Source organism: Nocardiopsis prasina DSM 43845 (genome assembly GCF_000341265.1).
Taxonomy (GTDB): Bacteria; Actinomycetota; Actinomycetes; order Streptosporangiales; family Streptosporangiaceae; genus Nocardiopsis; species Nocardiopsis prasina.
In genome coordinates this window covers 1-9,230 of sequence record NZ_ANAE01000160.1, presented here as the reverse complement: position 1 = coordinate 9,230, position 9,230 = coordinate 1, and the positions used below count along the sequence as shown (strand labels likewise).

Below are 9,230 nucleotides of genomic sequence, written 5' to 3'. Positions count from 1 at the left end.
CTTTTTTGTTGGGGTTGTTTGTGCGTTTGTGAATTTGGGGTTGGGGATCGTGGTTTTCGGGTGTGGGTTGGGTTATGAGAGAAGCCCCGGGGCCGAGGTCATGAGAGAACCCCCGGGGCCGAAGGCCACCGGGGGTCCGTGAGCGTTGACGCTCCCTGTTCAGCCGTGGAGGTCGGCGGCCTCGATCTCCTCGCGGGTGATGCCCAGGATGAACGCGATCGTGTCCAGGTAGGGGACGTTCACCGACGTGTCCGCCTGCTGGCGGACCACCGGCTTGGCGTTGAAGGCCACGCCCAGGCCCGCGGTCTGGAGCATGTCCAGGTCGTTGGCGCCGTCGCCCACGGCCACGGTCTGCTCAAGCGGGACCCCGGCCTCCTCGGCGAAGCGTTGCAGCGTGGTCGCCTTGCCCTTGCGGTCGATGATGGGGCCGAGCAGCTCACCGGTGAGCTCGCCGTCGACGATCTCCAGTGTGTTCGCGGCCGAGTAGTCCAGGCCGAGCCGCTCCACCAGGACGTCGGTGATCTGGGTGAAGCCACCGCTCACGATGCCGCACTCGTAGCCCAGCCGCTTCAGGGTGCGGACCAGGGTGCGGGCGCCCGGGGTCAGCTGGATCTCGTCCCGGACCCGGTCGATCGCGGAGGCGTCCAGACCCTTCAGGAGGGACACGCGCCGTCGGAGCGACTCCTCGAAGTCCAGCTCCCCGCGCATGGCCTCCTCCGTCACCCGGGCCACCTCCTCCTCACAGCCGGCGTGGGCCGCGAGGAGTTCGATGACCTCGCCCTGGATCAGGGTCGAGTCGACGTCCATGACGATGAGGTGCTTGCCGCGGCGGTGCAGCCCGCTGGACTGCACGGCGACGTCCACACCCTGGGTGGCGGACTCCATCGCCAGCTCCGCTCGGAGCTGGTCCGGGTCGCCTCCGGAGATCTCCATCTCCACGGAGGTCACCGGGTAGCCGGAGAGCCGCTCGATCCGGTCGATGTTGGCGCCGGACCGGGCCACGCACGAGGTGATCGCGCCCAGGGCTCCGGGTCGCAGGGGTGCGGCGAGGACGGTGACGTGGAGCCGCTCCGAGGCGAACTCGTTCACGCGGCCGTTCCCACCGCCGTACTCGACCTCCATGTCGAGGTCGATCGCGGTCTTGTCCAGGGCGGAGCGGATCTCCTCGAAGACCCGCTGTCCGCTGACCCCGGGGGCGACCCGTTCGTCGACCTCCAGAACCGAGCCCAGGACCAGTCGGCCGCCCAGGACGACCTGCTCGAGGTCGACGATGGTGACGGGAAAGACGGAGAGGGTGCTCAGAAGGCGTGCGCTGATGCCAGGGCGATCGCGCCCTGTCATCGTGACCAACAACGTGGATTCATCACTCATGGCACCACCCACGGTACTCGGCCGTGGGGCGGAAGTGACGGGCAGGGTCTGGGGTTTTCGCAGCTAGTTCACTATGTGGACACCTTGGCGCCTACTTCTCGCGACGACCCTTGCGCTTCTTCTTGACCTTCTTGGCCTTCACGTCCACCCCGCCCAGCATGCACGTCCCGGTCAGACGCACGACCGGCGCGTTCGGGTCCGTGACCTGGTCCGTTCCGTGGAGGTCGGTGCCGCCCAGAATCGCCGACGTGTTGTTGATCACCCGGACTCCGTGGGGCACCGTGATGTCCACCCCGCCCATGATGACGGCGATCTGGATGGTGACCTCGTGCTGGCTCAGCACCGCCTCGCGAAGGTCCAGTTCCACCCCGCCGCACAGCACCGACACGTTGGTGCGGGGCTCCACCAGCCACCGTCCCCGGCGCTCGCAGCCGCCGAAGACCGCCACCAGGTTCTCCGAGCCCTTGCTCTGTCCGGCCAGGTCACGGGCCTCGCTGCCGAGGATCTCCATACCGCTGTCGGGGTCGCTGCGGTCCAGGGAGGTGAAGCCGGGGTGGGAGATCCCTCCGGGGCCGGGCAGGTCGGAGATGATCGGGGACAGCTCCCCGATGGTCTTGGCCCTGTACAGGGTGTCCAGCCGCTCCTCGTGCTCGACCGGGCTGAGTCGTCCCTCGGCGAGGGCTTCACGGAGCCGTTCGGCAACCTGGTCCCGGTCCGCGTCCGAGGCTCGGATGTGCTCGGGTTGCATGATGACGGCTCTCCTCCTCAGTGGGTCGGCCACGAACGGCCTCTCCCCTTCAGTATCCGGCTGGTCGGTCCCGCCGTGGATCAGGTGAATCCCCTGGCTTCACCCCGAGAAATCCCGACACTCCTCCCAGGGTCCCATCTACGACGGGGACGAGCCATACCCGTGGTCGAGGGCCGCGTGGGCGGCCACCAGGGCGCGGCGGACCGCGGCGTCCAGCTCGCGCAGCGCCTGCGCTCGTGTGTCGGCCTGGTGGGCGTTGAGGCCGCGGCCGGACCCGGGTTCGGCCAGTTCCACGATCTTCGAGAGCCGCACGGCCTGCGCCGCGACCCGGTGCGCCCGCGCGGGGTAGCCGTGGGCGAGCAGCGGGGGACCCGAGTCGCCCAGGGCCCCTTGCACGGTGGGCGAGAAGCCGGCGACGTCGTCCACGGACTCCATCTGCTGGACCACGCGGAGCAGGGTGAGTTTCAGCTGCCGCTCGGCGTCGGGCAGGTCCGGTACCTGGGGAACGGTGGCGTTCGCCGGATACGGGGCCCACGAGACGCCCACGTAGGATGAACCACGCCGGTCGGCGGAGGGCACCAGCCCCACCTGCCGTTCGGCGAGCCGCACCAGCACCCCCTCCTGTGCCTCGATGGCGGCCTGGTTGAGTTCGGCCGGGCCCACCAGCCCGAACGGGTCACCCCAGGTGGGCAGCGCCAACCGGAACCCGGAAAGGCCCAGTCCTCGCAGGCGTACCAGTGCGGTCCGCAGCGGTACGCCGCTGTCGAACGGCAGGTCGCCTGGGGGTACTGTCCCGATCAGGTTGGGGCCGCTCCGGCGCTCGACGGCGTCGACGGCGTCGTCCAGGCCGACGTGTCCGGACAGCCAGGCGTTGCCCCAGGCGACGAGCGGTGCGGACGTCAGATGCATTACTTCAGGGTAGGGCGGCCCGTGCACCGGCGTGGGACGTGACGATAGGAGGATGATGGACGGGCGTGTTCTGGGCCTGAGCGGGGTCACGGTACGACGGGGTGGCGAGAGGCTTCTCGACGGCGTCGACTGGTCGGTGCTGGAGGGTGAGCGCTGGGTGGTGCTCGGCCCGAACGGGGCGGGCAAGACCACGCTCTTGAACGTGGCCTCCAGCCAGCTGCACCCCACTGAGGGCGGGGTGGAGATCCTGGGGGAGCGGCTCGGCGCGGTGGACGTGTTCGAGCTGCGGCCGCTGATCGGTTACGCGGGCGCGTCCGTGTCCGGCCGGATCGAGCCGGGGACCCCGGTCCTGGACCTGGTGGTCAGCGCCGCCTACGGCTACCTGGGGCGGTTCCGTGAGGAGTACGGGACGCCCGACTACGGGCGGGCGCGTGCTCTGCTGGGCCACTGGGGCGTGGCCGACCTCGCGGACCGGGTGTTCCACACGCTGTCCGAGGGCGAGCGCAAGCGGGTGCTGATCGCCCGTGCGCTGATGTCCGACCCGGAGCTGCTGCTCCTGGACGAGCCCGCGGCCGGTCTGGACCTGGGGGGCCGTGAGGACCTGGTGCGTCGGCTGAGCAAGCTGGCGGCCAACGAGATGGCGCCCGCGCTGGTGGTGGTCTCCCACCACGTGGAGGAGATCCCGCCGAGCTTCACGCACGGACTGCTGGTCCGTGACGGACGGGTCGTGCAGGCCGGTCCGTTGGACGAGGTCATGAACGCGGAGAACCTGGGTGAGACGTTCGGTCTCCCGTTGAAGGTGGAGCGTGACGGAGACCGTTGGACGGCGAAGGCCGTCTAGCAAATAGGGGGCGTTTATATGCGCGGAATGTATTGTCCGTAAATCCTATTTCCGTCCGGATGTGGTCGGCCCGGAGGGGTATGGGGTAGCGTCAACGTTCAGTGAGCGGATCGCTCTATTTCGGCGCGCTTTGATCATCCCCCGGGGCGAGCCGCGAGGGTGCGGTCCGCTCGCACGCTGCCTGTCACCCCCGTCAGGAGATCCGGAGCTGCCGCAGATGCCGCTGTTGAACACCGTTACCCGGTTCGACGTCGGGAGGGTGGGTTAGCCCATGGCCCCGATCATCATCGTCGTACTCTTCGTCGCCGTACTTCTGATCATCTTCTGGCGAAGTGTGCGTATCGTGCCGCACTCGATGGAGGATGTCGTCGAGCGCTTCGGTAAGTTCCACCGAACGCTCAGTTCCGGCTTCAACATCGTGATTCCCGGTGTGGACCAGGTCCGTGAACGGATCGACCGCCGTGTCCAGGTGGTCAGTTTCCCGCCGCAGTCCGCCATCACCGAGGACAACCTGGCGGTCGAGGTCGACTCGGCGGTCTACATCCGGGTCGTCGACGCCTACCGCGCCACCTACGAGGTCGCCAACTTCATCCAGGCCGTCGAACAGCTCACGCTCGCGACCCTGCGCAACGTCATCGGTGGCATGAACCTGGAGGGCACGCTCACCTCCCGGGACCAGATCAACCGCGAGCTGAAGTCCGTCCTGGACGAGGCCACGCGCGACTGGGGCATCGAGATCAGCCGTATCGAGCTGAAGGGCATCGAGCCGCCGTCCTCCGTGCAGGAGGCGATGGAGATGCAGATGCGCGCGGACCGCGAGAAGCGCGCCCAGCTGCTCAGCGCCGAGGGTGAGAAGCAGGCCGCCGTCCTGCGGGCCGAGGGTGAGCGCTCCTCGTCCGTGCTGCGGGCGCAGGGTAGCGCGGAGGCGCAGATGCTCACGGCCAAGGCCGACGCGGACGCGCAGACCCTGCGGGCCCGGGGTGAGGCCGACGCCATCCACATGGTGTTCAAGGCGCTGCACACGAGCCGGGTCGACCCGGACGTGCTCGCCTACCAGTACCTCCAGAAGCTCCCGGAGATCGCCAAGGGCGACGCCAACAAGGTGTGGGTGGTCCCGGCGGAGATGGGCAAGGCGCTCCAGGGCGTCAGCACCGCCTTCGACCGCATCCAGAACGAGGTCGTGAAGCTCCCGAACTGACTGGAGCCGACCCGGACGCGTCCGGACACGAGGGGCCCCGCCGGTGACCGAACGGCGGGGCCCTCGTGTGTTTCCGGTCACCCCGCTGGTCAGGCCCCGGTCCGAGGGGCTTGCGACCCGGTCTCGTAGTCTGTTCTGGCCCTCGACGGACGGGGAGCGACGGATCGGGGGACGCCGCGATGGAACTCTGGGAGGCACTGGCCATCCTGCTCGCCGGTGTCGCCGCCGGCGGCATCAACGCCGTCGCCGGTTCGGGCACGCTGTTCACCTTCCCGGTGCTGCTCGCGCTCGGCTACCCGCCGATCACCGCGACCGTGTCCAACAGCATCGGCCTGGCCCCCGGAACGCTCAGCGGCACCGTCGCCTACCGGCGTGAACTGGCGGGACAGAAGTCCCGGCTGATCCGGTTCGGCACCATGTCCTTCTTCGGGGCGATCACCGGCGCGCTGCTGCTCATCTACCTGCCCTCGGGCGTGTTCGAGTCCGTGGTGCCGTTCATGATCGGCGGCGCGTGCGTGCTGATCATCCTCCAGCCGCGTATCACCAAGTGGGTCCGGGCCCGCAGGCCCGCCTCCAAGAACGGCGGCGTCCTCATGCCGCTGGGCGCCTACGGGGCCGGTACCTACGGCGGATACTTCGCGGCGGCGCAGGGGATCATCCTGGTCAGCCTGCTCGGCGCGACCCTGGACGACGACCTCCAGCGGCTCAACGCCCTGAAGAACGCGCTCGCCACCATCGCCAACAGCACGGCGGCGGTCTTCTACATCGTGCTCGCGTCGCCCGCCTGGCCCGTGGTGGGCCTCATCGCGGTCGGGACGATCATCGGCGGCTACTTCGGGGCCAACTACGGCCGAAGGCTCAGCCCGACCGCGCTGAGGATGGTCCTGGTGGTCGTCGGCCTGACCGCCGCGCTCCAGCTGATCCTGGGCCGGATCTGACCCCTCGGTGCCGGAGCTGGGCGGTCGGCCTGGGAGGGGTCGGTCAGCCCCGGAAGTAGCCGCGCCGGTCGGCGTCGTCGATCAGCGCGGTCGCGTAGGCGCCCAGGGCCTCGGAGCCCTCGGAGACCAGCTTCACCTTCTCCAGGACCTGGGCCTTGGTGACGCCGAAGCGCACCCACGCCCCGCCCTCGTTGTGCCAGTTGGCGAGCATGGGAGCCAGCCGGTCCACGGCGCGGGCGAACCGCGCCTCCGGGGTGACACGGGCCTCGAACTCGTCCCACAGTTCGCGGGCGCGGGTGGCCTGGTCCTCGGGGAGCAGGGGGAAGAGGCGGTCGGCGGCGGCGCGTTCGCGCTCGTCCTGCGTCTCGGTGTTGACCTGGTCGAAGAGGAAGGTGTCGCCCGCGTCGATCTCCACGATGTCGTGGATGAGGAGCATCTCGGCGGCGCGGTCGATGTCGGTGCCCTCGGGAGCGTACTCGGCGAAGGTTCGGGCGGACAGGGCCAGATGCCAGGAGTGCTCCGCGGAGTTCTCCCGCCGGGAGCCGTCCACCAGCAGGTTCTGCCGCAGGACGCGCTTGAGTTTGTCCACTTCGAGGATGAAGCGCAGTTGCGCGTTCAACCGCTCGTTGTCGACCCCGCTGGCAATGACCGGTGCCGGTTCCGTCACGTGGTTCGCCCTCCTGATGGATGAGTCGAAACGGATCAGGTGGGACCGCGGACGCGGTCGCCACTGGATGATCCCATGGAACGTGTGCTGACTGTCGCGGTGGCGTCCGGGAGGCGGCCGCGGAGGAAGGCCGCGGGGTGGTGTGGGTGAACGTCGTCCGTCCGCGCGGCCGCACGGGCGCGGCGGTGGCCCTGACCGCCGGCGTTCAGGGGCGCGTGGGTGCCTGGACCTGCCTGGAAGCGGTCAGGTGCAGGTGGAACCACTCGGTGAGGGCGCGGTCGGTGAGGACTCCGGCGGGGGTGAGCGGGCCCGGTTCGAGGCCGGGCTCCGGACCGATCGCGTGGGCGAGGTCGGGGACCACGATGTGACGGAGCGCATGTTCGGAGGCGTGGGCCGTGCCCGACCGGGCGAGCGCGTTGTGGAGGGCTCGGCCGTGCTCGGGAGGGCAGACCTCGTCCAGGCCCCCGTTGACGATGAGGACGGGGACACCGGTGCGGGAGAGGGCCTCGGCGCGGGCGGTCAGGTCCAGCCAGTCGCGGGCCCGCTGGGCCTGGGCGCTCCACTGGTAGGGGACGCCCGTGCGGAGTTCGCGGGCGTGCACTGGTTGCGCGGGGTCCACGACGGGGTTGATGATCGCGGCCGCGCCCACCGGGAGCCGGTTCCCGGCCAGGGCCAGGACGGCGGCTGTGGCGCCGGCGCCCACTCCGACCAGGCCCACGGGGGTGTCCGCGACGGGGAAGACCGCTCTCAGTTCGTCGGCGACGCGGGGCAGTTCGGCGGCGGCCTCCTCGACCACGGGACCGAAGAGTTCGAGGAGGTAGTCGTGCTCGCCGCGCCGGTTGATCTCGGCGACACCGCCCTCGGGCAGGCGGGCGCCGAACTGGGGGAGGCCGAGGTGGACCCGCCAGGCAGGGAGGGACGCCATGGGGACGGCCCCGGCCAGGGCGGCCTGGCTGCGCGGCGGTTCGAAGGCGTGGAGGCCGATGACGAGCGGTGCCGGGGTGTCGGTGGCGCTGGCCGGGGGCAGCGCGAGGAAGGGGACACCCGCGACGGTGCCGGTGACGGGTGCGGTCGCGGTGTGAGCTGTCGAGTCGACTACCAAGAACGGTCGCCCCCGTCGGGTTCGGAGAAGTGGGACAGGTAGCTGCTGACGAGGCGCTTGGCCTCGTGGACCAGGGCGGGGTCGCCTTCGGGGTTGTCGCGGAAGGCGAGCTTGAGGACGGCGTCGGCGGCCTCGACCGCCACGTGGATGGCGCGGTCGAGGGCGGCGTCGTCGGGGATGCCGGTGACGGAGACGATGATCCTGCGCAGTCGCACGGAGATCACACGGTTGTTGTCGCTGCCGCCGTTGAGCAGACGCGGGTCGACGATGTCGCCGAAGTGCAGGCTGCGGAACCCCGGCACGTTGCGGTGCATGTCGATGTACTCGTCGACGATGGCGTCGACGGCGATGGTCCAGTGGGTGAACGAGGCGTCGGCGAGCCGCTCGGTGACCCGGGCGCTGAACTGATCGAGGAAGCGGAGTCCGAGGGCCTGGGTGATGGCCTTCTTGTCCGGGAAGAACTGGTAGACGGAGCCGATGGCCACCCCGGCGCGTTCGGCGATCCGGGTGGTGGAGAGGTTGTCGTAGCCGACCTCGTCGAGGAGGTCGGCGCAGCAGTCGAGCATGCGCTGGACCCGAACCATGCTGCGCTGTTGGGCCGGGAGCCTGCGCAGGGGCGCCTGCGCGAAGGCGAGTTCGTCGTTGGCGACGCTGGCGGGCCCACGGCCCTCACGCGTCGCGGCCCCGTTGTTCGCACCGGGAGCCCGTCGTGCGCGCGGGGGCGTTGAGCTTCGGGAATTAGTCGTCACGAAACCTATGATGCCTTTCCGGAATCACCTGGTTCCGGGGAAATTCCAGTTTCGTGCGGAGGAACCTCGTCCGGGGGCGGCCAGCGGCCGTGTGGTCGGCGTTCTTCCAGGTGGGAGTGGGTGTCAGGGGGTGAAATCGAAGTTGCCCCATTGGTCTGTTGTGTCGCCCCATGTCGCTTTGGGTAGTCGCGATGTCGCGTCGTGAATGGCAGGACCGTGCCCTGTGCGGGCGGTCATGGCATCGTGGGGCCCGTGCCCGACGCCGCGCACGCATCCCTCCAGGAGGTTCTGGCCATGACCACCGCAGCCCCCGACACCACACCCGAGGAACTCGACTCCGTACTGGAGCGCGCGGCCGCCGCCGCACCGCTCTACGCCGCCCTGCCCGCCACCGAACGCGCCCGCGCGCTGCGGGGGGTGGCCGACGCCCTGGACGCCGCGGCCGACGCCCTGGTCCCCGTCGCGATGGCCGAGGCCCACTACCCCGAGGCGCGCTGCCGGGGTGAGCTGGGCCGGACCACCTTCCAGCTCCGCCTGTTCGCGGACGTCCTGGAGGAGGGCGAGTACCTGGAGGCGATGCTCGACCCGGCGGACCCGGACTGGGGCACGCCCCGTCCGGACGTGCGGCGCCTGCTGGTTCCGCTCGGCCCGGTGGTGGTCTTCGGGGCCAGCAACTTCCCGTTCGCCTTCTCCACCGCCGGGGGCGA

Annotated in this window: 10 protein-coding genes; 4 read left to right on the top strand and 6 right to left on the bottom strand. The window is 69.9% G+C overall.

From position 1 onward, the window contains the following. Window positions 1–159 precede the first annotated feature (159 nt). The 3 genes from serB to D452_RS0118600 all read right to left on the bottom strand — a co-directional run bounded on the left by serB (window position 160) and on the right by D452_RS0118600 (window position 3,028). Window positions 160–1,371, bottom strand: a complete 1,212-nt coding sequence (gene serB / locus D452_RS0118610; protein WP_026129457.1) for a phosphoserine phosphatase SerB — start codon at window positions 1,369–1,371, stop codon at window positions 160–162. A gap of 91 nt (window positions 1,372–1,462) precedes the next feature. Further along, entirely contained in the window at window positions 1,463–2,119 is a 657-nt protein-coding gene (locus D452_RS0118605; protein WP_017545655.1) for a DUF1707 SHOCT-like domain-containing protein, read from the bottom strand. A gap of 138 nt (window positions 2,120–2,257) precedes the next feature. Beyond that, complete coding sequence (locus D452_RS0118600; protein WP_017545654.1) at window positions 2,258–3,028, bottom strand: hypothetical protein; 771 nt, start codon at window positions 3,026–3,028, stop codon at window positions 2,258–2,260. A 55-nt stretch (window positions 3,029–3,083) separates the two neighbouring features. Between D452_RS0118600 and D452_RS0118595 the strand changes: the two genes are divergently transcribed. From D452_RS0118595 to D452_RS0118585, 3 genes are all read left to right on the top strand, one after another. After that, window positions 3,084–3,869, top strand: coding sequence for an ABC transporter ATP-binding protein (locus D452_RS0118595; protein ID WP_017545653.1), 786 nt, complete (start codon window positions 3,084–3,086; stop codon window positions 3,867–3,869). A gap of 271 nt (window positions 3,870–4,140) precedes the next feature. Further along, on the top strand, window positions 4,141–5,067 hold the full coding sequence (locus D452_RS0118590; protein WP_017545652.1) for an SPFH domain-containing protein: 927 nt from the start codon (window positions 4,141–4,143) through the stop codon (window positions 5,065–5,067). A gap of 179 nt (window positions 5,068–5,246) precedes the next feature. Further along, window positions 5,247–6,005, top strand: coding sequence for a sulfite exporter TauE/SafE family protein (locus tag D452_RS0118585; RefSeq protein ID WP_017545651.1), 759 nt, complete (start codon window positions 5,247–5,249; stop codon window positions 6,003–6,005). Between the two features lie 43 nt (window positions 6,006–6,048). On the opposite strand, the gene D452_RS0118580 is transcribed toward D452_RS0118585, so the two are convergent. The 3 genes from D452_RS0118580 to D452_RS0118570 form a co-directional block, all read right to left on the bottom strand. Next, window positions 6,049–6,672 carry an HD domain-containing protein gene (locus tag D452_RS0118580; protein WP_017545650.1) on the bottom strand — a complete coding sequence of 208 codons (624 nt, stop codon included), beginning with the start codon at window positions 6,670–6,672 and terminating at the stop codon, window positions 6,049–6,051. Window positions 6,673–6,877: 205 nt separating this feature from the next. After that, the gene (locus D452_RS0118575; protein WP_017545649.1) at window positions 6,878–7,774 is read right to left on the bottom strand and encodes an alpha/beta hydrolase family protein; all 897 of its coding nucleotides are present in this window, start codon (window positions 7,772–7,774) and stop codon (window positions 6,878–6,880) included. Next, window positions 7,768–8,358: a TetR/AcrR family transcriptional regulator gene (locus D452_RS0118570; RefSeq protein ID WP_026129456.1), complete on the bottom strand. Its 591-nt coding sequence runs from the start codon at window positions 8,356–8,358 to the stop codon at window positions 7,768–7,770. Before D452_RS0118570 ends, D452_RS0118575 begins: the two co-directional genes overlap by 7 nt. 459 nt (window positions 8,359–8,817) lie before the next feature. On the opposite strand from D452_RS0118570, the gene D452_RS28610 reads away from it, so the two are divergent. Then, a partial coding sequence (locus tag D452_RS28610; RefSeq protein WP_040694255.1) for an aldehyde dehydrogenase family protein occupies window positions 8,818–9,230 on the top strand: 413 nt, incomplete at its 3' end.

Excerpts from the sequence above, each read along its gene's own strand:
- serB (WP_026129457.1), bottom strand. The coding sequence starts at position 1,371 with ATGAGTGATGAATCCACGTTGTTGGTCACGATGACAGGGCGCGATCGC.
- D452_RS0118605 (WP_017545655.1), bottom strand. The coding sequence starts at position 2,119 with ATGCAACCCGAGCACATCCGAGCCTCGGACGCGGACCGGGACCAGGTT.
- D452_RS0118600 (WP_017545654.1), bottom strand. The coding sequence starts at position 3,028 with ATGCATCTGACGTCCGCACCGCTCGTCGCCTGGGGCAACGCCTGGCTG.
- D452_RS0118595 (WP_017545653.1), top strand. The coding sequence starts at position 3,084 with ATGGACGGGCGTGTTCTGGGCCTGAGCGGGGTCACGGTACGACGGGGT.
- D452_RS0118590 (WP_017545652.1), top strand. The coding sequence starts at position 4,141 with ATGGCCCCGATCATCATCGTCGTACTCTTCGTCGCCGTACTTCTGATC.
- D452_RS0118585 (WP_017545651.1), top strand. The coding sequence starts at position 5,247 with ATGGAACTCTGGGAGGCACTGGCCATCCTGCTCGCCGGTGTCGCCGCC.
- D452_RS0118570 (WP_026129456.1), bottom strand. The coding sequence starts at position 8,358 with ATGGTTCGGGTCCAGCGCATGCTCGACTGCTGCGCCGACCTCCTCGAC.